Below are 23,022 nucleotides of genomic sequence, written 5' to 3'. Positions count from 1 at the left end.
TTCATATACCACAGCAAGAGGCCGGGAGTTCCCGGCCCGACGAGCGCGCCGCGACGAACGCTTAGCCTTCGAGCTCGGTTGGCTGGATCACTTCGACCCAATAACCGTCCGGGTCCTTGACGAAGGCCAGGTGGTTCATGCGGCCGTCCTGCAGGCGTTTCTGGAACGGTACTTCCAGTTCCTCGAAGCGCGCGCAAGCGGCGCGTACGTCGGGTACCGAAATGCAGATGTGGCCAAAGCCGCGCGGGTCGGTGTTGCCATTGTGGTAGGCAAACTCGGCATCGTTTTCGGTGCCATGGTTGTGGGTCAGCTCCAGCACGCCGGGGATCGCCTTCATCCACTGGTGGCGGGCGGTGTCATCAGCGGGGATCTGGGCAGGGTCGACCAGGGCCAGGAAGTACAGGCTGAAAGCGGCTTCAGGGAAGTCACGCTTGTCCACCAGGCGGAAGCCCAGCACGCGGGTGTAGAAGTCCAGCGACTTCTCGATGTCCTTGACCCGCAGCATGGTGTGGTTGAAGACGAACTGGGCGGTGGCGGCGTCAGGTTGCGCGGTGACGCCAGGCAGGGTTTGCAGATCGTGCAGGCTCATGGGAACTCCTGAGACGGGGCCGGGCACAGGGCGCCGGCAAAACAGACAGGCTGGCCATGATACGGCAGTGCGCCGATTGCGCAAATGAAAGCGCCCTGCAAAGGCAGGGCGCTGAAATTAGAGGCCCGCATGTGCGGGCGCGTGATGGGGTCGCTAATCCTTTAGCTGTTTCGATACTGAGCCAGTCCTTGTGAAAAAAGCGTGAAGCCTTTGTGGGCATTTCATCAGCGTACCCAGCTGTCTACCGTGGCGGCCCCATATTGTTCTTTCCAGGCCTTGAGGCCGCGGTGGTTGCCGCCTTTGGTCTCGATGCGTTCGCCGGTGTGCGGGTTCTGATAGACCTTGACCACCCGTGGGCGGCGTTGTTGCTTGGGGGGTGTGCTGGAAGCGCGGGCCACAGCCTTCGGGTCGAGGATGGCGATGATATCGCGCAGGCTCTTGTCATAGCTTTTCATCAGGCCGACTAGTTTCTGCTCGAATTCGATTTCGCGTTTGAGGCCGGCATCCTTTTTCAACGCTTCCAGTTGCGCCATCTGTTCCTGGAGCGCTTTTTCGGCAGCACGAAACTCTGCAAGTCTGGACACTGTAATCACTCCTGTACGTCGGTCGTGGCAGGGCGTGACGAACATTGAAGAAGAGTAAAAACGCCGGCCACGCAGGTGGGTTCCACTGTTCGCTGATATCGAGTGTAGTCATTCATGTCTACTGGGTAAACTGCTAACTTTTTGCAAGTAAGCCGGGAACTTTCCTAGTTTTGCGTGCGCTATTTTGCGGTTTTTCTGCGGTTGCGCGACAGGGGGGCTAGACCATGGTCCAATGGCCCGCGCCAGAGCCTTTGCGCGATCATTTCAGATGATGGCCGACTCATGTTCGGACCTGCCGCAGTGCCGTGGCCAACCCGTGCCACAGGTTGTTAACTCGTCTTCATTCTGGATGTTTCCTCGCATGTTTTCCCCTTTCCCCCTCGCCCCCGGGCGCCGTGTAACCGGCCTGGTTCTATTGTGTGCCGGTGTCAACGCCCAGGCTGCCGGGTTTCTTGAAGACGGCAGTGCCAAGATCGAAGCACGCAATGTCTATTTCAACCGGGACTTCCGGGACGGTTACAGCAGTTCCAGCCAGGGCGCATCCAAGCGCGAAGAGTGGGCACAAGGCTTCATCCTCAATGTGCAATCGGGTTATACGCAAGGCCCGGTAGGTGTTGGTGTGGATGCGCTGGGCATGTTCGGCTTCAAACTGGACTCCAGCCCGGCCGACAGTAACAGTGGATTGCTGCCCTCGTCTGGCCACGACCCCCGGCACTCGGCCGACCAGTATGCGAAGATGGGCCTGGCGGCCAAGGTCAAGGTCTCCAATACCGTGCTCAAGTACGGCTCAATGATGCCGGATGTGCCGTTGCTCAAGTACAACGATGGCCGTCTGCTGCCGACCCTGTTCCAGGGTGCCATGCTCACCTCTGAAGAACTGCACGACCTGAAGTTCACCCTGGCTCGCCTGGACAACTACACCGCTCGGGATTCCACCGATCGCCAGGACATCCGCGTGCACTGCAAAAACAAGCGTTATGCCTGCGATACCGAAGCCGACCACTTCGACCTGGCCGGTGTCGACTACCGTTTCAACGAGCGTTTCAGCGCCCAGTACCAAGTGGCCAAACTGGAGAATATCTACCGTCAGCACTTCCTCGGCCTGGTGGCCAGTCAGCCGCTGCCGGTGGGCAGCCTGTCGGCTGACATGCGCCTGATCAAGAGTGATGACATCGGCAATGCCCGTGCCGGTGAAATCGACCATCGCGCCTTCAGCGGCATGCTTGGCTACAGCCTCGGTGGCCACAAGCTCAGCGCCGGCTGGCAGCGCATGTATGGCAACAGTGCCATGCCGTACCTGGATGGCAGCAACCCGTACTTGGTCAACTACGCCCAGGTCAATGATTTTGCCGCGGCACAGGAGCGCTCCTGGCAAGTGCGCTATGACTACGACTTCAAGGCGCTGGGTGTACCCGGCCTGACCTTCTTCACCCGTTATATCAACGGCGACAATATCAAGGTGCCGGGCAGCAGTGCCGAAGGCAAGGAGTGGGAACGCGACACCGAGTTCAAATACCAGGTGCAAAGTGGCTCTTTCAAGGATGTCAGCGTACGCCTGCGTAACTCCACTTACCGCAGCAACTATGAAAGGTGGGCGCGTGACATGGATGAGACGCGGGTCATTGTCAGCTACAACTTCTCGATCTTCTAAGCAGCTGCTTTGCCAAATACCGGTAACCGCCTGACAATGGTGGCGGGTTCCCGCAAAGGGCAGGGCAATGAAAGACCTGTTGTTGATCGGCATCGGCGCGGGTGACCCGCGCCAGGTCACCTATGAAGCAGTCGATGCGCTGCGTAGCGCTAGCGTGTTCTTCGTGCTCGACAAGGGCGACGACAAAGATGAACTGGTACGCCTGCGCAAGGCCATTCTGCAGCGCTACCGCCCCGAAGGTGGCTATCGCCTGGTGCCGGTGGTCGACCCTTTGCGCGATGGGCAGGCGGATGACTACCTGGGCGCGGTGCAGCACTGGCACCGGCAGCGTGCTGCGCTGTATGCGCGCCTGATCGAGGAGGAAATTGGCGATGGGGAAACGGGGGCCTTCCTGCTGTGGGGCGAGCCCACCCTGTACGACAGCACCCTGCGCATTCTCGACCTGGTCCGCGAACAGGGCGTGACGTTGCGCTTGCAGGTCATCCCTGGCATCAGCAGTGTGCAGGCGCTGGCGGCGCGGCACCAGGTGCCGCTCAACCGCATCGGCGAGCCCCTGACCGTGCTGCCGGGGCGACGCCTGGCCGGGCAGGGGGCTATCGACAACGTGGTGGTGATGCTCGACGGGCAGTGCGTCTTTGCCGGGCTCGATGACCCGGCGCTGACCATCTATTGGGGCGCGTACCTGGGGACCGAGGATGAAGTGCTGATCGCCGGGCCGTTGCAGGCGGTGAAGGCACGGATACTGGAAGTGCGCGAGCGGGAGCGGGCGCGCAAAGGGTGGATCATGGATACCTATCTGCTGCGCAGAGAGCTGTGAGGTGGGTTGCCTGTGTCGGCCTCTTCGCGGGCAGGCCCGCTCCGGCAAGCGAAACAGGCAACGCCGTGCTCAAGGGTTACCCAGAATGCCCACCACCGTGTCCCGCAACTGATCGATGCTGAACGGCTTGCCGATCAGGTGCATGCCCTCCGGTACCGTGAGGCTGTCGGCGTAGCCGCTGGCGAACAGCACCGGTAATAGCGGCCGCAGTTCGCGCGCTTTGCCCGCCAGCACCTCACCTCGCATGTCCGGCAGCCCCACATCGGTCATCATCAGTGCCAGCGCCTGGCTTGGGTCTTCAAGTACACGCAGGGCGGCTGCGGCGTCTTCTGCCTCGATGACCTTGTAGCCCAACTCGTCGAGCACTTCGACCGTCAGCATACGTACGATGTCGTCGTCTTCGACTACCAGAAGGTGCATGGTTCAAATCCTGTACAAATGAGTGTCTTTAATCTGTGCACCGCGCGGCATCAGAAGTTCCCGAGGATACCGCTCCATGCAAATAGATGGAACGATTGCCGAATGCAACCTTCAAATACTGGCTAAATGCCCTGCCAGACCCGTGAAAGCTGGTTAGACTCGCTTATCAGGACAGCGCAGTGGCAGATAACAATAACGACTGATCGGCCACTCTTTTCAATGGACTTTTCTAGCTCGGGCGTTTTCTCATGATTCAAGCAGCCTCGATGGACCAGCGAAGCTTTCGCAAGCTGTTGAGCCGTAACATCGGCCTCCCCCTGGGGGTTGGCCTGCTCGGGGCCGTGGCCTTCGTCGCGGTGATCAACTACCTGCTTTCGGCCATGCAGTGGGTCGAGCACACCGACCGGGTGATCGGCAACGCCAACGAAACGGTCAAGCTCTCGATCGACATGGAAACGGGCATGCGCGGCTTCCTGATCACGGGCGACGAGCGCTTCCTTGACCCTTACGAGGTGGCCAAGCCACGCATTCTCGGCAGCCTGCAAAGCCTGCGCAGCATGGTCGAGGACAACCCGCAGCAGGTTGACCGTATTGACCGGCTGATGGCCTTGCAGCGGGCCTGGAACGACTTCGGTAACGAGATGATCAGCCTGCGCCGCAGCCAGGGCGATTACCAGGCCTCGATCGGCAATGGCCGGGGCAAGCGCATCACCGATGAAATCCGCAAGGAGTTCGATGACCTGATCATTACCGAACAACAACTGCGCATGGCCCGTACCGAAAAAGTCAGTACCGTCACCGTGACGGCGATTTCGGCTTTCGTGCTGTTCATTGTCGGTCTCAGTGCATTGCTGGCCTACCTGGGCCGTCGTGACCTGCTGGCACTTTCGGCCAACTACGCTGAAAACCTGCAGGCCCAGCAGCGTTCGGCGCAGCGCCTGGAGCACCAGGCCTGGCTACGCAACGGCCAGACCCAGCTGGCGCAGCAGGTGCTCGGGCAGCTGACCTTGCCCATGCTCGGCGAGAACATCCTGCGCTTCTTTGCCTCTTATCTGGGCAGCGTGGTGGGCGCCGTGTACGTGCGCGACGAGCATGGCCGGCTGGTGCGTGTGGCCTGTTATGGCCTGAGTACCGAAGCGCAGGCCCGCGAGCAGGTTGAGTCGGACCACCATGGCCTGTTGGCCCAGGCGGTCCGCGAAGGCCGCTTGCTGCGCCTGGACGATCTGCCCGAAGACTACTACCGCCTCAGTTCCGGCCTGGGCAGTGGCTTGCCGCGCAGTGCATTGCTGATGCCGGCGACCGAAGACGGGCAGATCAACGGGGTGATCGAGCTGGGTTTCCTGCGCCCTTTGCAAGAACGGGATGAAGAGCTGCTGGAGCGGGTCGGCGGCAACCTGGGCATGTCGATCGAGAGCGCCCGTTATCGTCAGCGCCTGCAGGAAGTGCTGGCCGAAACCCAGCAACTCAATGAAGAGCTGCAGGTGCAGCAGGAAGAACTCAAGACTGCCAACGAAGAGCTCGAAGAGCAGTCACGGGTGCTCAAGGAGTCTCAAGCCCATCTGGAAACCCAACAGGCCGAACTCGAGCAGACCAACGAGCAGTTGTCGGAACGCACCGATGCGCTGGACCGCAAGAACGATGAGCTGAGCCAGGCGCAGCTGGAGCTGCAGGCCCGTGCCGACGACCTGCAGCGATCGAGCAAGTACAAGTCCGAATTCCTCGCCAACATGTCCCATGAGCTGCGCACGCCGCTCAACAGCTCGCTGATCCTGGCCAAGTTGTTGGCTGAGAACGGTGAAGGCAACCTCAGTGAGGAGCAGGTCAAGTTCGCCGAATCCATCTACTCGGCCGGTAACGATCTGCTCAACCTTATCAACGACATTCTCGATATCGCCAAGGTCGAGGCCGGCAAGCTCGAAGTACGGCCCGAGACCACCCAGGTCGAGCGCCTGGTCGAAGGCTTGCGCGGCATGTTCCAGCCGCTTGCCGGCCACAAGGGGCTGGCCTTCGAGGTCAAGGTCGAGCCGCAGGTACCGGTCACGCTGTTCACCGACCGTCAGCGCCTGGAGCAGATCCTCAAGAACCTGCTGTCCAACGCCATCAAGTTCACCGAGCGTGGTCAGGTCAGCATGAACGTCAGCTTCCAGGCTGGCAGCGGTATCGTGTTCGCAGTCCGTGACACCGGCATCGGCATTGCGGCCGATCAGCAGCAGGCGATCTTCGGCGCCTTCCACCAGGTCGATGGCACCAGCAATCGCCGTTATGGTGGCACTGGCCTGGGGCTGTCGATCTCCCGTGACCTGGCGCATTTGCTCGGTGGCCAGATCAATGTCGACAGCAGCCCTGGGCAAGGCAGCGTGTTCAGCCTGATTCTGCCGGAGCGCTATGCCGCCGAGGCCGAAGACGTCGAGCCGCAAAGCCTGCGCCCGGCCGTCGATGCGTTGCCGCCCGCACCGCAAGCGCCGTTGGCCGCCGCTGTCATGCGCCCGGCGCCGGCCTTTGCCGACGACCGCGAGCGGGCCCCTTTCGATACCCGTTGCATTCTGGTGATCGAAGACGAGCCCAACTTTGCCCGCATCCTCTTCGACCTGGCCCATGAACTGGGCTATAGCTGCCTGGTGGCCCATGGCGCCGACGAAGGCTTCGAGCTGGCGGCCCAGTACATTCCGGATGCGATCCTGCTGGACATGCGCCTGCCCGACCACTCGGGCCTCACCGTCCTGCAGCGCCTCAAGGAGCAGGCCAGCACCCGCCATATCCCGGTGCACATCATTTCGGTGGAAGACCGCGTCGAGGCGGCCATGCACATGGGGGCGGTGGGGTATGCGGTCAAACCCACCAGCCGCGAGGAGCTCAAGGAGGTGTTCGCTCGCCTGGAAGCCAAGCTCACGCAAAAGCTCAAGCACATCCTGCTGGTGGAAGACGACGACCTGCAGCGCGAGAGCATCGCCCGGCTGATCGGCGACGACGATGTCGAGATCACGGCCGTGGCCATGGCCCAGGATGCCCTGGCGCTGTTGCGCCAGAACATCTACGACTGCATGATCATCGACCTCAAGCTGCCAGACATGCTCGGCAACGAGCTGCTCAAGCGCATGACCGCCGAGGATATCCGCGCCTTCCCGCCGGTGATCGTGTATACCGGCCGCAACCTCACCCGCGAGGAAGAAGCCGATCTGCTCAAGTACTCACGCTCGATCATCATCAAGGGCGCACGTTCGCCGGAACGCCTGCTCGACGAAGTGACGCTGTTCCTGCACAAGGTCGAATCGCAGCTGTCCAACGAGCGTCAACGCATGCTCAAGACCGCGCGCAGCCGCGACAAGGTGTTCGAGGGCCGCAAGGTGCTGCTGGTGGATGACGATGTGCGTAATATCTTCGCCCTGACCAGTGCCCTGGAGCACAAGGGCGCCATTGTCGAAATCGGCCGCAACGGGCGCGAAGCCATCGAGCGCCTGGAGCAGCACGACGACATCGACCTGGTGCTGATGGACGTGATGATGCCGGAGATGGACGGCTTCGAGGCCACCCGCCTGATCCGCCAGCAACCGCTCTGGCGCAAACTGCCGATCATCGCCGTGACCGCCAAGGCCATGAAGGATGACCAGCAGCGTTGCCTGCAAGCCGGTGCCAATGATTACCTGGCCAAGCCGATCGACCTGGACCGCCTGTTCTCGTTGATCCGTGTCTGGCTGCCGCAACTGGAGCGAATTTGACTAGCGAACGCAACACCGACATCGAGATCCGACTGCTGATCGAGGCGATCTACCTCAAGTACAGCTACGATTTCCGCAATTATTCCGGCGCTTCGATCAAGCGCCGGATTCTCCACGCGCTGCGTCAGTTCGATTGCCTTACGGTGTCTGCGCTGCAGGAACGTGTGCTGCACGACCCGGGCATGTTCATGCAGTTGCTGCAGTACCTGACGATCCCGGTCAGCGAGATGTTTCGTGACCCTGACCACTTCCTTGCCGTGCGCAACGAAGTGGTGCCGCTGCTGCGTACCTGGCCCTCGATCAAGGTCTGGATCGCTGGCTGCAGCACGGGGGAAGAGGTGTATTCCATGGCCATCCTGTTGCGTGAGGAAGGGCTGCTTGAACGCACCATCATCTACGCCACCGACATCAACCCGCATTCGCTGGACAGGGCCAAGCAGGGTATCTACTCGATGCAGAGCATGCGCGAATACGAGGAAAACTACCGCCTGGCCGGTGGCCGCCGTGACTTCGCCGAGTACTACACCGCCGCCTATGGCAACGCCATCATGGACAGCAGCCTGCGCGACAATGTCACCTTCGCCGACCACAGCCTGGCCACCGACAGCGTGTTCTCCGAGACCCAGTTGGTGTCGTGCCGCAATGTGCTGATCTACTTCAACAAGGACCTGCAGGATCGGGCGCTGGGCCTGTTCCATGAGTCGCTCTGCCACCGCGGTTTCCTGGTGCTGGGTAGCAAGGAGTCGGTGGATTTTTCGGCCTACAGCGATCGTTTCGAGCCGCTGGTCAAGCCCCAACGGATCTTCCGTAAATCATGAGCGGCGTACGCGCAGTGGTGATCGGCGCCTCGGCCGGTGGCGTGGCGGCATTGTTCCAGGTGCTCGGCACGTTGCCATCGGCGTTCGCCATACCGGTGCTCTGCGTGCTGCACCTGCCGGACGACCGCCACAGCCAACTGGCTGGCGTGCTGCAGCGGCGGCTGCATCGGCCGGTGTGCGAGGCACGTGACAAGGAGAGGATCAGCGGCGGGCAGATCTATGTGGCAGGGCCGGGTTACCACTTGTCGGTGGAGCGCGACCTGACGCTGTCGCTGAGCCAGGAAGAACCGGTGCATTTCTCGCGCCCAGCGATCGACTTCCTGTTCATCTCGGCGGCCGATGCCTATGGCGACAGCCTGCTGGGTGTGCTGCTTACCGGCGCCAACGAAGACGGCGCCAGGGGCCTTGCCTACATCAAGAACAATGGGGGGCGCACGATTGTCCAGGACCCTCGTGACGCACAGGTTGCCCTGATGCCGGAGGCCGCCCTGGCCCTGCACCAGCCCGACCATATTCTTACTCTGAGCGGTATCGGGCAGTTGCTCGCGACCCTGGAATACAGCGCATGCTAAGCCACACCATCGCCAAACTGCTGATTGTCGACGACTTGCCGGAAAACCTGCTGGCGCTCGATGCCCTGATCCAGGGCGAGGACCGCGAGGTGCACCAGGCACAGTCTGCCGAGGCTGCCTTGTCGTTGCTGCTCGAGCACGAGTTCGCACTGGCCATTCTCGATGTGCAGATGCCGGGCATGAACGGTTTTGAACTGGCCGAGCTGATGCGCGGTACCGACAAGACCAAGCACATCCCGATCGTCTTCGTCAGCGCGGCGGGTCGCGAGATGAATTATGCCTTCAAGGGCTACGAGAGCGGGGCCGTGGACTTTCTGCACAAGCCGCTCGACACCCTGGCGGTGAAAAGCAAGGTCTCGGTGTTCGTCGACCTGTTCCGCCAGCGCAAGGTGCTTGGCCGGCAGCTGGAAGCCCTGGAGCAGAGCCGCCAGGAACAGGAGCTGCTGCTCAGCCAGTTGCAGGTGGCACGGTGTGAGCTGGAGCACGCCGTGCGCATGCGTGACGACTTCATGTCGATCGTCTCCCACGAGGTGCGCACGCCGCTCAATGGCCTGATCCTGGAAACCCAGTTGCGCAAGATGCACCTGGCACGGGGCAACCTGGACGCCTTCAGTGTCGACAAGCTGCAGGCCATGGTCGAGCGCGACGAACGGCAGATCAACAGCCTGATCCGGTTGGTCGAGGACATGCTCGATGTTTCGCGCATCCGTACCGGTAAACTGTCGCTGCGGCCCAAACTGTTTGACCTGGGCCAACTGGTGCGTGGGCTGGTGGAAAACTTCACGGCGCAGGCCATGGCCCTGGAAACACACATCGAATTGCAGCGTTGCGAAGCGCTGAAGGGGGAGTGGGACGAATTCCGGATTGAACAAGTAGTGGCCAACCTGTTGTCCAATGCAATGCGTTACGGCGAGCGCAATCCGGTGCAGGTACGGGTGTTCGAGCAGGGCGGCATGGCCTGGGTGCAGGTGCAGGACCACGGCATCGGTATCAGCGCCGTCAACCAGCAGCGGATCTTCCAGCAGTTCGAGCGGGTCTCTGCCCAGCAGGCCAGCGGAGGGTTGGGCCTGGGGTTGTACATCTCCGAGCAGATCGTCCAGGCACACGGTGGCCGGATACAGGTTGAAAGCGAGGAAGGCAAGGGTGCCACATTCACCCTGCAATTGCCGATGGCAATATTCAAAGAACAAAACGACCAGGCGCGGGCAACCTCTGTGTAAGCCTGGGGTCTGATGGCCAACTGTAAGTATTTCAAGGCGTTAACATGAGTGAAGATGCACAAGATGTGGTTCTGGTCGTCGAGGATGAACCAGCGATTCGCATGATTTTGCGCGATTACCTGGCGGGTGAGGGGTACCACGTCCTGGTGGCTGAGGATGGCGAGCAGGCGTTTGCCATCCTGGCCAGCAAACCGCACCTGGACCTGATGGTGACAGACTTCCGTTTGCCGGGGGGGATCTCGGGGGTGGATATTGCCGAGCCCGCGGTGAAATTGCGGCCCGACCTGAAGGTGATTTTCATCAGCGGCTACCCGGCGGAGATTCTCGAATCTGGCAGCCCGATCACCCGCAAGGCACCTATCCTGGCCAAGCCGTTTGACCTGGATACCTTGCACGAGCAGATCCAGTCGCTGTTGCGCTGAGGCATCCGGCCTTTTCGCGGGGCAAACCCGCGAGGAGGCCGTTGCAGGCTATCGCAGCGTCCGCTCAATCCCGCCGACCAGCAAGTTTTCCATCAGCTCCAACCCTTGCGCTTCAGGCAGTGCTTTGAGCAACCCCGGCAGCTGGTTGAGAAACGTCGCCAGTACATGCGCTGTAGCGTCCAACGCCTGCCCCGGCAGTTTCGCTTGCGGTGCGATCAAGCGCAGCAAACCCGCCTCATAGCGCTTGCGCAACGATGCCAGGTGCGCCTGTTGCGCCTCACTCAAACAACACAAATCTCGCTCGGCCAGCCGAAACTGCAGCGGCCGTTCGGCATGCAACTGCCAGTGCGCAGCAATCAGGCAGCTCAATGCCGATGTCCCCCGGGCCATGGCCCGGCGGGCCTGGTCCAGGGTGGCCTGCAGCTCTTCGTACAACTCTTCGATCAAGTCGTACAGCAGGTCCTGCTTGCTGGGAAAGTGATGGTACAGCGAGCCGGCGGTCAGCCCCACATGGGCCGCCAGCTCGCGCATGCTGACCTGGCCAAAGCCCTTTTCGGCAAACAATGCCATGGCCTGGTCACGTCGCTCCTCAAAGTTGGCACAGCGCATTGCGGCATTGACCGGGGGCATGGCGCTTGGTCCTCAGTAGGTGAAGAAACCGCGACTGCTCTTGCGCCCCAGCCAGCCGGCCGCGACCATTTCCTTGAGCAGCGGAGCAGGGCGGTACTTGCTGTCGTTGAAGCCTTCATGGAAGGCCTCCATGATCGCCAGCAGGGTGTCCAGACCGATCAGGTCGGCCAACGCCAGCGGGCCGATCGGCTGGTTGCAGCCCAGGCGCATGCCGGTGTCGATGTCCTCGGCACTGGCCAGGCCTTCCTGGCGCACGAAGATCGCCTCGTTGATCATTGGCACCAGGATGCGGTTGACCACGAAGCCCGGACGGTTGCCGGCGGTGATCGGGGTCTTGCCGACTTTTTCGGTCACCACCAGCGCCTGGGCGTAGGTATTGTCGCTGGTCTGCAGGCCACGAATGATTTCGACCAGCGCCATCATCGGTACTGGGTTGAAGAAGTGCACACCAATGAAGCGCTCGGGGTGCTCGATGCTGGCGGCCAGTTGAGTCACCGACAGCGACGAGGTGTTGGTGGCGATCAGGCAGTCGGCGGCAACGTTGGCTGCCACCTGCTGCAGGATGCGCTGCTTGAGCTGCAGGTTCTCGGTCGCCGCTTCGATCACCAGGTGTGCAGCGCTGAGCTGGGTGTAGTCGGTGCTGGTGCGAATGCGTGCTTTGGCGGCTGCGGCCTTGTCGGCATCGAGGGTGCCTTTGCTGACCTGGCGCTCGAGGTTCTTGCTCAAGGTGGCCACGCCGCGCTCGAGCGCTGCGTCGGAAACATCCACCAGCAGCACCTGGTAGCCGGCAATGGCGCACACCTGGGCAATGCCGTTGCCCATGGTGCCCGCGCCGATCACGGCGATCTGTTCAATGCTCATGTGTCAGTCTCCCTCAGACGCGCTCGAACACGACGGCGATGCCTTGGCCACCGCCGATACACATCGTGGCCAGGGCGTAGCGGCCCTGGATGCGCTGCAGCTCATGGATGGCCTTGGTGGCGATGATCGCACCGGTGGCACCCACCGGGTGGCCCAGGGAAATGCCCGAACCGTTGGGGTTGACCTTTTCCGGGTCGAAGCCCAGCTCGCGGGCCACGGCGCAGGCCTGGGCAGCGAAGGCCTCGTTGGACTCGATCACATCCAGGTCTTGTAGGTTCAGGCCGGTTTTTTCCAGCACTTTGCGGGTGGCCGGGATCGGCCCCAGGCCCATCAGCTCGGGCTCCACCCCGGCGTGGGCATAGCCCACCAGGCGTGCCAACGGTTTCAGGCCCAGGCGGCGCACTGCGTCACCGGTGGCCAACACCAGGCCGGCGGCGCCATCGTTGATACCGCTGGCGTTGCCGGCGGTGACGGTGCCGTCTTTCTTGAATACCGGCTTCATACCGGCCAGTTGTTCGGCGGTCACATCAGCACGCACATGCTCGTCGACACTGAACTGCACGCTGCCCTTGCGGGTTTTCAGTTCCAGCGCAACGATCTGGCTGGCGAAGCGGCCCTCGGCAATGGCACGCGCGGCGCGGCGCTGGCTGGTCAAGGCCAGTTCGTCCTGCATTTCGCGGGTAATGCCGTGCTTGGCCGAAACGTTCTCGGCGGTGATGCCCATGTGGAAGTGCTGGAACGGGTCCTGCAGCACGCCGACGGTATAGTCGATGCCTTGCAGGTCACCCATGCGTGCACCCCAGCGCGCCTGTGGCAGCAGGTAAGGGCCACGGCTCATGGATTCGGCGCCGGCTGCGACGGCCACATCGGTGTCGCCCAGCAACAGGCCCTGGGCCGCAGAGACAATAGCCTGCAGGCCAGACCCGCACAGGCGGTTGACGTTGAATGCCGGCGTTTCCTTGGGGATGCCAGCGTTCATTGCCGCTACCCGTGCCAGGTAGGCGTCACGCGGTTCGGTGGGGATCACCGTGCCCATCACCAGGTGGCCGACTTGCTCGGCGGCCAGGCCCGAACGCTCGATGGCGGCGCGGGTCACGGCGCTGGCCAGGTCGGCCAGTGGCAGGTCCTTGAGGGAACCGCCGAAGCCACCAATGGCTGAACGGACGGCACTGACGACGTAGATTTCTGCGCTGCTCATGAGGGCTCCGATTGCGAAGGCGTGGCGGGACCGGGCCAGGCTCTGCGAGAATGGTGGGCGGCCCCGGAGTGGGATCGAGTCTAGGCAAAGGCTCTGTTGCCGCCTATGCCGGATCTGTTCAAACAACCTGGCACTTTTTGCCACTCAGCATAGACAGCGAAAACCGCCATGCGCGAAAGCGATTCAGTCGCCGTGTACTTCCTCAACGCCATGCTCCACGCCCTGCGCGACACGCCCGCCGAGCGTGATGCCCAGCTGTGTGCGGTGGGCATTGCCCCGCAGCTGCTGGATCAGCCTCAGGCGCGGGTGCCGGCCAAGGCGTTCGCCCAGCTGTGGCTGGCGTTGATCCAGCGCCTGGACGATGAGTTCTTTGGCCTCGACAGCCACGGCATGCCGCTGGGCAGTTTTGCCCTGATCTGCCGGGGTTTGATCCTCGAGCCGAACCTGGAAAAGGCCTTGCGCCAGTGCATGGGGGGCTTCGGCCTGTTCCTGCGTGACCTGCGTGGCAGCCTGACGGTACGTGGCGGGCGGGCGCTGATCAGCGTGCAGTCGAACATTGCCGACCCATTGACCCGGGTCTATGCCGAGGAAACCTACCTGGTGCTGATGATCGGCATGCTGTGCTGGCTGGCCGGGCGGCGGATTGCCATCGACCGCACGGAGCTCGCGGTGTCGCGCCCGGCCCAGGAGGACGACTTGCTGCTGTGGGGGCCGGACCTGCGCCTGGGCAGCGGACGCACCGAGGTGGAGTTCGACAGCGCTTACCTGCGCCTGCCGGTGGTGCAGGACCGAGCCGCTTTGCAGACCTTCCTGCGCAGTGCGCCACAGGGCCTGGTGATCCGCTTTCGCAATCAGAACGGGCTGGTGGCTGAGGTGTATCGGCACCTGCGGGCATTGCGCTATGGACAGTGGCCGACATTGGCCGCGCTGGCGCAGCAGCAGGGGGTCAGTGCCAGTACCTTTCGCCGGCAGTTGGAGCGGGAGGGGCGTTCGTACCAGCAGATCAAGGATGAAGTGCGCCGGGCCATGGCCTTCGAGCGGCTGCGCGAAGGCGCGTTGAGCATTGCCGAAATTGCCGAGCAGGCGGGGTTTCAGGAACCGAGTGCCTTCCACCGGGCGTTCAAGAAGTGGACCGGGCAGAGCCCAGGAAGCTACCGGGCGCGGCTGGCCGGCCTGCGTTCTACCTGTGGGAGCGGGCATGCCCGCGAAGAAACCAACGCGGTGGATGGCACCGGCTCTGCCGGTGTTCGCGGGTAAACCCGCTGCTACAGGGCGCAGAATTGTAGGAGCGGGCTTGCCCGCGAATAGGCCTGCACAGGCCGCCCGAAAGGATCAGGCCGGCACCATGGCAAAGCCAACGCCGAACCGGTTCCAGGCATTGATGGTGGCAATTGCCAAGGTCAGGTTGGCCACCTCGGCCGGCTCGAAGTGTTCCAGCAGGGCTTCATATTGCCCCTGCGGCGCCCCTTGTTCTGGCAAGCGGGTCAGGCTCTCGACCCAGGCCAGCGCAGCACGTTCACGCGGCGTGAAGTAGCTGGTTTCCTGCCACACGCACAAGGTCTGCAGGCGTGCTTCGGTCTCACCGGCCTTGCGCGCATCGTTGGCATGCAGGTTGACGCAGTAGGCGCAGCCGTTGATCTGCGAAGCGCGCAGGCGTATCAGCTCCAGCAGCGAGTTTTCAAGGCCGCTGTTAGCCAGCGCCTGCTCCAGGCCGACCATGGCTTTGTAGGCTTGCGGCGCGTGTTTGGCCCATTCGATACGGTTGTGCATGTCAGTCTCCAGGCGTGTGGGGGTGGATATGGCGCTACTGTAGCGCCGCTCATTGGCCACCCCGATAGCCAATTTTGCGCATAAGCGGGAGGCCAATCGTCCATTCAGGTGGCCACTGACCTGCATCCAATCTCTTCATTTCTGCCAAGCCAGCCGAGCCGGGATAATGACCAGTTCCTGCTAAAAGAGAACCGACTCACAATGAGCGCTGTACTGAACCTGTTGCTGGTGATCCTGCTGGCGTTGAACCTGCGGCCGATTCTGACCAGTATCGGCCCGTTACTCGAACCGATGCGCGCCAGCACCGGCCTGGGTTACCAGCAGGCCGCCTTGCTGACGGCGCTACCGGTGCTGTGCATGGGCCTGGTGCCCCTGTTGCAACCGTGGCTGCGACGCTGGGTCAGCGAGCACGGCGGCATGCTTGGGGGCCTGACCGCCATTGCCTTGGCCTGCCTGTGGCGCCTGCAACTGGACAGTGCCTGGGCGCTGATCGCCAGTGCGCTGGTCGCCGGCCTGGGCGTGGCGGTGGTGCAGGGCATGATGCCGGGGCTGGTCAACCGCTGGTTCCCTGGCCGTCTGGCCGGGGCGATGGGGCTGTACTCGGCGGCGCTGATGAGCGGCGGCGGCTTGGCGGCAGTACTCGGTCCACACATCAGCGGCCATTTCGGTTACTGGCAGGCGGGCCTGGGCGTTTGGGCGATCCCGGCCGTGCTGGCGGTGCTGGCCTGGGCCGTGCTGCGGCCAAGGCAGGAGGCGCCAAAGCTGTCCGGGGCCGCAGGCGGGCACTGGTTCGGCACCCGCCGGGCGTGGTTGCTGGCCCTGTACTTCGGCCTGATCAACGGCGGCTACACCAGCATGGTGGCCTGGTTGCCGGCTTACCACATCGAGCACGGCGGCAGCGCTCAGGGCGGTGCCGACCTGGTGGGCCTGATGACCGTCTTTCAGGTGCTCGGTGCGCTTGGCCTGCCGCTGCTGCTGCGACGTTGGGCCGACAGGCGCCCGGGTTTGTGGCTGGCGCTGGCGATCCAGCTGGCGGGCTTCCTGGGGCTTTTGCTGGCACCTGCGGCGGCTTCCGGGCTTTGGGTCGCCATGATCGGCTTTGGCTTGGGTGCCTGCTTCAGCCAGTGCCTGACGTTGACCCTGGAACACCTGAAAACGCCTGCCGAGGCCGGCAGCCTGGCGGCGTTCGTACAGGGTATCGGCTTTATCATCACCGGCATCGTGCCGTATATCACGGGTTGGCTGCGGGATGTCAGTGGCGACTTCCAGGCTTCGTGGACGCTGTTGACCGTGACCGTGATGGCAATGCTGCTGGTGACCGCGTGCTTCAACCCGCGCGGCTATGCGGCGGCTATCGCCCGGCCGGCCGCAACCGGCAAGGCCGCACCGGTCAACTGAGGCGTTGCAGGGTATCGCGTACCCGGTCCAGCGCCGGGTCGATATCCAGCAGTTCGATGGCGCCGAAGCCCATCAATAACCCCGGGCGGACCGGCGCCTCGCTGAAGAAGGGTGCCAGTGAATACAGGCCGACCTCTACCTTGCGCGCGAGGTTGGCCAACAGTTCCACATCCACTGCGGGCGTAGCCAAGGCACTGAGGTGGAAGCCTGCGCTGGCGGGGATGGCGCTGAACCACGGTGCCAGATCGCCGCCAAGGCGCGCCAGGATGCGCTCGCGGCGTGCACTGTAGACATCGTGGCAGCGGCGGATGTGCTTGTTCAGGTGGCCTTCGCCAAGGAAGCGCGCCAGCGCCCACTGCAGCAGGGTCGGGCTGTGCCAATCGCTAAGGTGCTTGGCCACGCAAGCGGCCTGCAGTACGGCAGGTGGTAATACGGCATAGCCCAGGCGCAGCTCGGGCAGCAAAGTCTTGGAGAAGGTCCCGACATAGGCGACCAGCCCATGCCGGTCCAGACGCTGCAGCGCGTCCGAGGCTGGCCCGTGGTAGCGGAACTCACAGTCGTAGTCGTCTTCGATGATCAGTGCACCCAGCTCGGCGGCCCGCGCAAGCAGGGCATGCCGGCGTGGCTCGCTCATCGGCATGCCCAGCGGGAACTGGTGCGAGGGTGTGACGTAGATCAGCCGGGTGCCATCGGCGATCTGTTCCACGCACAGGCCCTCATCGTCTACCGGCACCGATTGCAGGCGTGCCCCCAGGGCCAGGAACAATTGCCGTGCCGGCGGGTAGCCAGGATCTTCCATGGCCACCTGGCAGCCCGGTTCGACCAGCACCCGGGCGATCAGGTCCAGCGCCTGCTGGGCGCCGTTGCACACCAGCAGGTCGGCTGCGCTGCAGTGCACCCCGCGCGAGTAGGCGATGTGGTGGGCAATGGCTTCGCGCAGTTCCGGCAAGCCCTGGGCCGGGAACTGGCGCTCGGGGTGGCGCTGGCTGCGGCGCAGTGCGTAGTTCAGGCAACTGCGCCACTGGTCGAAGGGGAACTGTGCCTTGCTCGAAGCACCACCGACGAAGTCATAGCGCGATGGCGCTTGCACCTGGCGTTGGCTGAGCACGGTGGCGCGCTGCTGCCAGCGCTCGAGGGAGGCGGCGCCGGCCAGGGGTATGGAGGCTGATTCGTTACTGCGCAGCGAATGGCGTGGGGTGACGAACGTGCCACGGCCGACCACGCCGCTGAGCAGGTTATCGTAGGTCAGCCGCGAATAGGCCTCGGCCACTGTCTTGCGCGATACGCCCAGTTGTTCAGCCAGCAGACGGGTGGGCGGCAGTTGGGTACCGGCGGCCAGGTGGCCGCTGTCGATACCGTCGCGCAGTTGCTGGTAAAGCTGGTCGGCCAGGCCTTTGCGGCCCTCCAGGCGAATGTGCAGTTCCATGGGCGGGTCCGGAGCGGAGGATTGCTCAGGATAGCGGATCGGCTGCGACTCAGGTGCTTGTCACAGGCGACGAAGAGGCCAAGCCAACCGCTCAGAGCCGAGCGGTGCTGACGGTGATATAGCCTTTTTCTGCCAGGGCAATGCGTATCACGGTTTCATCCTCCGGCGCGTTGCGGTTGCGCTTGATGCGCACGCCTTCAACCGCCGAAGCTTTCATATGCTCTGAAATGGCCCGCCCGTTCGCGTCGAAGAACACCTCGCTGGCCAGCAACTCGATGCGTTCGATCAATTGCCGGGAATGTTCATCGGTGGCGCAGAAGAACATGACCCCCGACAAGTGCGGGTCGTTGTCGGGGTTGGTCATGTCATGGGCCAGCATTTCGCGCAGGCTGCTGCGCAGTTCGGCGATGGGGCGGGCGTACGGGTGCATGCGGAGCCTCCTCTGGATCGCGACCTTGCGTCCTCCAGTGCCGATCATGTTTTCTGTGGGCAGAGGCAGCAAGTAGGGCGCTTCTGAGGGCGGCGTAGGAAACGTCTTAAGATGCTGGGCGGTGGTCGAACCCCAGGGTCTACAAGGCAGCAGCCCCCGCCTTGGCCACCTGGGCATCCTGTTCGGATTTGACGCCGGATACACCAATGGCGCCCACCACCTGGCCTTCCACCCGCAGCGGCACGCCACCTTCAAGGCTGGTCAGCAGGGGGGCGGTCACGAAGGCCGTGCGGCCGCCATTGACCATGTCTTCATAATCCCGCGTCTCTTTGCGCCCCAGTGCGGCGGTGCGGGCCTTTTCCATCGCGATGTAGGCACTGGCCGGTGCGCAGCCGTCCAGGCGTTCCAGGGCCAGCGGGTGGCCGCCGTCGTCGACCACGGCGATGGTCACGCTCCATTGGCGGGCCTGGGCTTCCTGGCGGGCGGCGGTCAGTACGCGGGCGATTTCGGTCTGGCCGATAACGAACTTGCTAAGCATGGGCGGGCTCCGGGTTCAAGGCGGCTTCGACGATTTCGATCCAGTGGCGCACGGGTGTGCGTCCAGCCCCATCGAGGTGGGCCTGGCAGCCTATGTTGGCCGTGGCAATGACGTGCGGTTTACCGCTTTCCAGCGCGTTCAGACGGTTGTCGCGAAGTTGCAGTGACAGTTCAGGTTGGGTCAGCGAATAGGTGCCTGCCGAGCCGCAGCACAGGTGGCCATCGGGCACCGAGGTCAGGGTAAAGCCAAGCCGTGTCAGCAGCGCCTCTACCGCGCCGCCCAGCTTCAGTGCGTGCTGCAGGGTGCATGGGCAGTGGAAGGCCAGGCGCTGTTCGGCGCACAGGGCCAATTGTTCGATCGGCTCATCGCGCAGGATTTCCACCAGATCGCGGGAAAGTGCACTGACCCGTGCCGCCTTGGCAGCGTAATGGGGGTCTTTCTCGAGCAGATGGCCATAGTCGCGGACAAACGCACCGCAGCCGCTGGCGGTCTGCACGATCGCCTCGGCACCCGCTTCGATGGCGGGCCACCAGGCGTCGATATTGCGCCGTGCCCGCTGCAGGCCTTGCTCCTGAGCATTCAGGTGATAGTCCACCGCGCCACAGCATCCGGCCTGCAGGATGGGTTGCACACTGATGCCCAGGCGGTCGAGCAGCCGCGCAGCCGCGGCATTGGTATTGGGTGACAGGGCTGGCTGCACGCAACCTTCCAGCATCAGTACCCGGCGCGCATGGCGCACTGCCGGACGCGGGCCGGGTGTGGTGACCTGCGCCGGCAACTTGCGTTTGAGTGAGGCCGGTAGCAGCGGGCGCAGCGCCTGGCCGCTGCGGGTCAGGGCCTTGAACAGTGCCGGGCGCGGCACCACCGCACGCAGGCCCAGGCGCAACAGGCGCTGGCCGAGTGGGCGTGGCACCTGCTGCTCGACCACTGCGCGGCCGATGTCCAGCAGGTCGTGGTACTTCACCCCCGATGGGCAGGTGGTTTCGCAGTTGCGGCAGGTCAGGCAGCGGTCCAGGTGCAATTGGGTGCTGGCGGTGACCGGCTCGCCTTCGAGCATCTGCTTGATCAGGTAGATGCGCCCGCGCGGGCCGTCCAGTTCGTCGCCCAGCAACTGGTAAGTGGGGCAGGTGGCGGTGCAGAAGCCGCAATGTACGCAGGTGCGCAGGATGCGCTCGGCTTCGTCGGCGCGGGCCAGGCGGCGCGAGGTTTCGCTAAGGTTGGTTTGCATGGGCTGGCCTCACAGGTCCGGGTACAGGCGACCAGGGTTGAACACCCCCTGGGGATCGAGCTGCTGCTTGAGGGCGCGGTGGTAGCGCATCAGTGCAGCCGACAGTGGCGGGCTGCTGGCTGCACCGGGGGCGTAGCAGGTGGCGTGGCCGCCCACCCTGGCGACCTGGTCGCGAATGGCCTGCGCCGGTGCGCAGGTCTTGAGCCAGCGCTGGGCACCCCCCCAGTCGATCAGTTGCTGGCCGGGCAGGTCCAGCTCGCCGGTGACGGTGGGTACGGACAGGCGCCACAGGGGGGCGGCGTCGGCAAAGAACGCCAGGCGCTGCTCGCGCAGGTCGCTCCAGAAGCGGTTATCGAGCGTTTCGCCCCCCAACCGCTGGCGTGCCGATTGCACCGACCCTTCGCCGCCTTCCAGGCGCAGGTACAGCGTTTCGCTGTCATGGCAGGCGGCGCTGATCGGGAGCGGTTGCTGGCCCCATTCGGCCAGCTCGGCCAGCGCTTCATTGCGGCCCATCGGCAGGCGCAGGCTCAGGCACAGGCGCGGCCGTGGCAGCACTTTCAAAGAAACCTCGGTCAGCAGCCCCAGGCATCCGAAGCTGCCCGCCATCAGGCGTGACACATCGTAGCCGGCGACGTTCTTCATCACCTCGCCACCAAAGCGCAGCAGCTTGCCGTGGCCGGTGATCACCCGTGTACCCAGTACAAAGTCGCGCACCGACCCGGCCCACGGCCGTCGCGGGCCAGACAACCCGGCCGCGACCATGCCGCCCAAGGTGGCCTCGGGGCCCAGGTGGGGTGGTTCGCAGGGCAGCATCTGGCCGGCCTCGTGCAGGGCGGCCTCGATCTCGCGCAGGGGGGTACCGGCGCGGGCCGTGAGTACCAGCTCGGTGGGGTCGTAGCTGACAATGCCGCGGTGGTTGCGGGTGTCGAGTACTTCGCCGGCCACCGGGTTGCCGAGCATCGCTTTGCTGTTGCTGCCCTGGATACGCAGCGGCGTACCTTCGTTCAGCGCCTGGTTGACCTGCTCCAACAGCGCCTGGCTCATGTCGCGGTCCATGCTCATCAGAAGCGCTCCAGCTCGGGGAAGGGCAGTTGCCCTTGGTGCACGTGCAGGGCGCCGAATTCGGCGCAGCGGTGCAGGGTGGGAATGTTCTTGCCGGGGTTGAGCAGGCCCTGGGGGTCGAAGGCGGCCTTCACCGCGTGGAACAGGGTAATTTCGTCACTGTTGAACTGCGCGCACATCTGGTTGATCTTCTCGCGCCCCACGCCGTGTTCACCGGTGATGCTGCCGCCCACCTTCACACACAGTTCCAGAATCTTGCCGCCGATCGCTTCGGCACGCGCCAGCTCGCCGGGCAGGTTGGCATCGAACAGGATCAAAGGGTGCATGTTGCCGTCGCCGGCATGGAACACATTGGCCACCCGCAGGCCGTACTCCGCGGACAGGTCGCTGATGCCCTTGAGCACCCGTGGTAACTCGCGGCGTGGGATGGTGCCGTCCATGCAGTAGTAGTCCGGGGAGATGCGCCCCACGGCCGGGAAGGCGTTCTTGCGCCCGGCCCAGAAGCGAACGCGCTCGGCTTCGTCGCAGGCCAGGCGCACCTCGCGGGCCCCGGCTTGGGTCAGCACGGCGGCGACGCGCGCGCAGTCGTCGTGAACATCGGCTTCCACGCCATCCAGTTCGCACAGCAGGATCGCCGCCGCGTCCACCGGGTAGCCGGCATGGATGAAGTCTTCAGCGGCGCGGATCGCCAGGTTGTCCATCATCTCCAGGCCGCCAGGAATGATGCCGGCAGCGATGATGTCGGCGACTGCCCGGCCGGCGTCCTCGACGCTGTCGAAACTGGCCAGTATCACCCGCGCCACCTGGGGCTTGGGCAGCAGCTTGACGGTGACTTCGGTGACGATACCGAGCATGCCTTCGGAGCCGGTGAACAATGCCAGCAGGTCGAAGCCGGGGCTGTCCAAGGCATCGCTGCCGAGGCTCAGGCGTTCGCCCTCGACCGTAAGGATGTCCACCTTGAGCACATTGTGTACGGTCAGGCCGTACTTGAGGCAGTGCACGCCACCGGCGTTTTCGGCGACGTTGCCACCGATCGAGCAGGCAATTTGCGAGGAAGGGTCGGGTGCGTAGTACATACCATGGGGTGCGGCGGCCTGGGAGATGGCCAGGTTGCGTACGCCCGGTTGCACGCGGGCGTAACGCCCCTGCGGGTTGACCTCGAGGATACGGTTGAAGCGCGCCATCACCAGCAGGATGCCCTTGGCCAGCGGCAGGGCACCACCAGACAGGCCGGTACCGGCGCCACGCGCAACCACCGGTACGCCGCGCTGGTGGCAAAGCTTCAACAGCGTCTGCACCTGCTCCAGGCGCTCGGGCAGCGCCACCAGCAGTGGCACGGTGCGGTAGGCCGACAGGCCGTCGCATTCGTACGGTTTGAGGTCTTCATCGCGGTGCAGGATTTCAAGGTCCGGCAGGGCATCGCGCAGCGCCTGCAACAGGGCGGCCAGGTCCACGTTGGGCAGCGCGCCATCGACGCGTTCGTCGTACAGGATATTCATTGGCTCACTCGCAACGGTTTTTGTTGTTGTTGGCGAAGCGGTCACCGATGCAGCGTGCGCGTGCTAGCGTTTGGGGTCGAGTGAGATGTTGACTGGTCCTACCAGTTTCTTCGGGCAGTACTGTTTATTCACGGTTCTGTCTGGCTAGATTGGCGCTATAAGTCAAAGTGGTC

22 protein-coding genes are annotated in these 23,022 nt (G+C 63.6%); 9 read left to right on the top strand and 13 right to left on the bottom strand.

Annotation, left to right across the window (positions count from 1 at the left end):
- Positions 1-61 precede the first annotated feature (61 nt).
- Positions 62-589 (bottom strand): lactoylglutathione lyase, encoded by a 528-nt coding sequence (gene gloA, locus AA098_RS17355; RefSeq protein ID WP_003256188.1) that lies wholly within the window; start codon positions 587-589, stop codon positions 62-64.
- A gap of 224 nt (positions 590-813) precedes the next feature.
- Positions 814-1,173 carry a histone-like nucleoid-structuring protein, MvaT/MvaU family gene (locus tag AA098_RS17350; protein WP_004576027.1) on the bottom strand — a complete coding sequence of 120 codons (360 nt, stop codon included), beginning with the start codon at positions 1,171-1,173 and terminating at the stop codon, positions 814-816.
- 361 nt (positions 1,174-1,534) lie between these two features.
- Here AA098_RS17350 and AA098_RS17345 point away from each other — a divergent pair, with 361 nt between their 5' ends.
- Together AA098_RS17345 and cobF are read left to right on the top strand one after the other, a co-directional pair.
- On the top strand, positions 1,535-2,824 hold the full coding sequence (locus tag AA098_RS17345; RefSeq protein ID WP_064614822.1) for an OprD family porin: 1,290 nt from the start codon (positions 1,535-1,537) through the stop codon (positions 2,822-2,824).
- A 67-nt stretch (positions 2,825-2,891) separates the two neighbouring features.
- The gene (cobF, locus tag AA098_RS17340) at positions 2,892-3,641 is read left to right on the top strand and encodes a precorrin-6A synthase (deacetylating) (protein WP_064614821.1); all 750 of its coding nucleotides are present in this window, start codon (positions 2,892-2,894) and stop codon (positions 3,639-3,641) included.
- A gap of 69 nt (positions 3,642-3,710) precedes the next feature.
- Here cobF and AA098_RS17335 read toward each other — a convergent pair whose 3' ends face one another.
- The gene (locus tag AA098_RS17335) at positions 3,711-4,061 is read right to left on the bottom strand and encodes a response regulator (protein ID WP_054889289.1); all 351 of its coding nucleotides are present in this window, start codon (positions 4,059-4,061) and stop codon (positions 3,711-3,713) included.
- Between the two features lie 248 nt (positions 4,062-4,309).
- Here AA098_RS17335 and AA098_RS17330 point away from each other — a divergent pair, with 248 nt between their 5' ends.
- Genes AA098_RS17330 through AA098_RS17310 form a run of 5 tightly spaced genes read left to right on the top strand, consistent with a single transcriptional unit; the run spans position 4,310 to position 10,809 of the window.
- A complete protein-coding gene (locus AA098_RS17330) occupies positions 4,310-7,777 on the top strand; it encodes a response regulator (RefSeq protein ID WP_064614820.1) in 3,468 nt (1,155 codons plus the stop codon).
- Positions 7,774-8,595 carry a protein-glutamate O-methyltransferase CheR gene (locus AA098_RS17325; protein ID WP_010954591.1) on the top strand — a complete coding sequence of 274 codons (822 nt, stop codon included), beginning with the start codon at positions 7,774-7,776 and terminating at the stop codon, positions 8,593-8,595. Before AA098_RS17330 ends, AA098_RS17325 begins: the two co-directional genes overlap by 4 nt.
- Positions 8,592-9,167: a chemotaxis protein CheB gene (locus tag AA098_RS17320; protein WP_019751057.1), complete on the top strand. Its 576-nt coding sequence runs from the start codon at positions 8,592-8,594 to the stop codon at positions 9,165-9,167. Before AA098_RS17325 ends, AA098_RS17320 begins: the two co-directional genes overlap by 4 nt.
- Entirely contained in the window at positions 9,161-10,387 is a 1,227-nt protein-coding gene (locus AA098_RS17315) for a hybrid sensor histidine kinase/response regulator (protein ID WP_003256177.1), read from the top strand. Before AA098_RS17320 ends, AA098_RS17315 begins: the two co-directional genes overlap by 7 nt.
- A gap of 44 nt (positions 10,388-10,431) precedes the next feature.
- Positions 10,432-10,809, top strand: coding sequence for a response regulator (locus AA098_RS17310; RefSeq protein ID WP_003256176.1), 378 nt, complete (start codon positions 10,432-10,434; stop codon positions 10,807-10,809).
- A 48-nt stretch (positions 10,810-10,857) separates the two neighbouring features.
- Here the strand turns inward: AA098_RS17310 and AA098_RS17305 are convergent, their stop codons facing one another.
- Genes AA098_RS17305 through AA098_RS17295 form a run of 3 tightly spaced genes read right to left on the bottom strand, consistent with a single transcriptional unit; the run spans position 10,858 to position 13,498 of the window.
- Positions 10,858-11,439 carry a TetR/AcrR family transcriptional regulator gene (locus AA098_RS17305; RefSeq protein WP_003256175.1) on the bottom strand — a complete coding sequence of 194 codons (582 nt, stop codon included), beginning with the start codon at positions 11,437-11,439 and terminating at the stop codon, positions 10,858-10,860.
- 12 nt (positions 11,440-11,451) lie between these two features.
- Complete coding sequence (locus AA098_RS17300) at positions 11,452-12,300, bottom strand: 3-hydroxybutyryl-CoA dehydrogenase (protein ID WP_064614819.1); 849 nt, start codon at positions 12,298-12,300, stop codon at positions 11,452-11,454.
- A gap of 13 nt (positions 12,301-12,313) precedes the next feature.
- Entirely contained in the window at positions 12,314-13,498 is a 1,185-nt protein-coding gene (locus AA098_RS17295; RefSeq protein WP_003256172.1) for an acetyl-CoA C-acyltransferase family protein, read from the bottom strand.
- Positions 13,499-13,666: 168 nt separating this feature from the next.
- On the opposite strand from AA098_RS17295, the gene AA098_RS17290 reads away from it, so the two are divergent.
- Positions 13,667-14,755, top strand: a complete 1,089-nt coding sequence (locus tag AA098_RS17290; RefSeq protein ID WP_060538013.1) for an AraC family transcriptional regulator — start codon at positions 13,667-13,669, stop codon at positions 14,753-14,755.
- Between the two features lie 75 nt (positions 14,756-14,830).
- Here AA098_RS17290 and AA098_RS17285 read toward each other — a convergent pair whose 3' ends face one another.
- On the bottom strand, positions 14,831-15,268 hold the full coding sequence (locus AA098_RS17285; protein WP_004576024.1) for a carboxymuconolactone decarboxylase family protein: 438 nt from the start codon (positions 15,266-15,268) through the stop codon (positions 14,831-14,833).
- A 201-nt stretch (positions 15,269-15,469) separates the two neighbouring features.
- On the opposite strand from AA098_RS17285, the gene AA098_RS17280 reads away from it, so the two are divergent.
- On the top strand, positions 15,470-16,666 hold the full coding sequence (locus tag AA098_RS17280) for a CynX/NimT family MFS transporter (RefSeq protein WP_003256168.1): 1,197 nt from the start codon (positions 15,470-15,472) through the stop codon (positions 16,664-16,666).
- Here the strand turns inward: AA098_RS17280 and AA098_RS17275 are convergent.
- The 6 genes from AA098_RS17275 to glcD form a co-directional block, all read right to left on the bottom strand.
- The gene (locus AA098_RS17275; RefSeq protein ID WP_064614818.1) at positions 16,659-18,092 is read right to left on the bottom strand and encodes a PLP-dependent aminotransferase family protein; all 1,434 of its coding nucleotides are present in this window, start codon (positions 18,090-18,092) and stop codon (positions 16,659-16,661) included. The genes AA098_RS17280 and AA098_RS17275 overlap by 8 nt on opposite strands.
- 91 nt (positions 18,093-18,183) lie before the next feature.
- A complete protein-coding gene (locus AA098_RS17270; protein ID WP_004576022.1) occupies positions 18,184-18,522 on the bottom strand; it encodes a hypothetical protein in 339 nt (112 codons plus the stop codon).
- A gap of 139 nt (positions 18,523-18,661) precedes the next feature.
- Complete coding sequence (locus AA098_RS17265; RefSeq protein WP_012051956.1) at positions 18,662-19,060, bottom strand: heme-binding protein; 399 nt, start codon at positions 19,058-19,060, stop codon at positions 18,662-18,664.
- Complete coding sequence (gene glcF / locus AA098_RS17260) at positions 19,053-20,288, bottom strand: glycolate oxidase subunit GlcF (protein WP_054888954.1); 1,236 nt, start codon at positions 20,286-20,288, stop codon at positions 19,053-19,055. The genes AA098_RS17265 and glcF overlap by 8 nt, the downstream gene beginning before the upstream one ends.
- A 9-nt stretch (positions 20,289-20,297) precedes the next feature.
- Positions 20,298-21,350, bottom strand: a complete 1,053-nt coding sequence (glcE, locus tag AA098_RS17255; RefSeq protein ID WP_064614817.1) for a glycolate oxidase subunit GlcE — start codon at positions 21,348-21,350, stop codon at positions 20,298-20,300.
- Positions 21,350-22,849 (bottom strand): glycolate oxidase subunit GlcD, encoded by a 1,500-nt coding sequence (glcD, locus tag AA098_RS17250; protein WP_003256158.1) that lies wholly within the window; start codon positions 22,847-22,849, stop codon positions 21,350-21,352. The genes glcE and glcD overlap by 1 nt, the downstream gene beginning before the upstream one ends.
- Between the last annotated feature and the right edge of the window lie 173 nt (positions 22,850-23,022).

Source organism: Pseudomonas sp. JY-Q, assembly GCF_001655295.1.
In the GTDB taxonomy this organism is placed as follows: domain Bacteria; phylum Pseudomonadota; class Gammaproteobacteria; order Pseudomonadales; family Pseudomonadaceae; genus Aquipseudomonas; species Aquipseudomonas alloputida.
The sequence above is the reverse complement of the archived record's forward strand: the minus strand, read 5'-3'. Positions and strand labels throughout refer to the sequence as shown.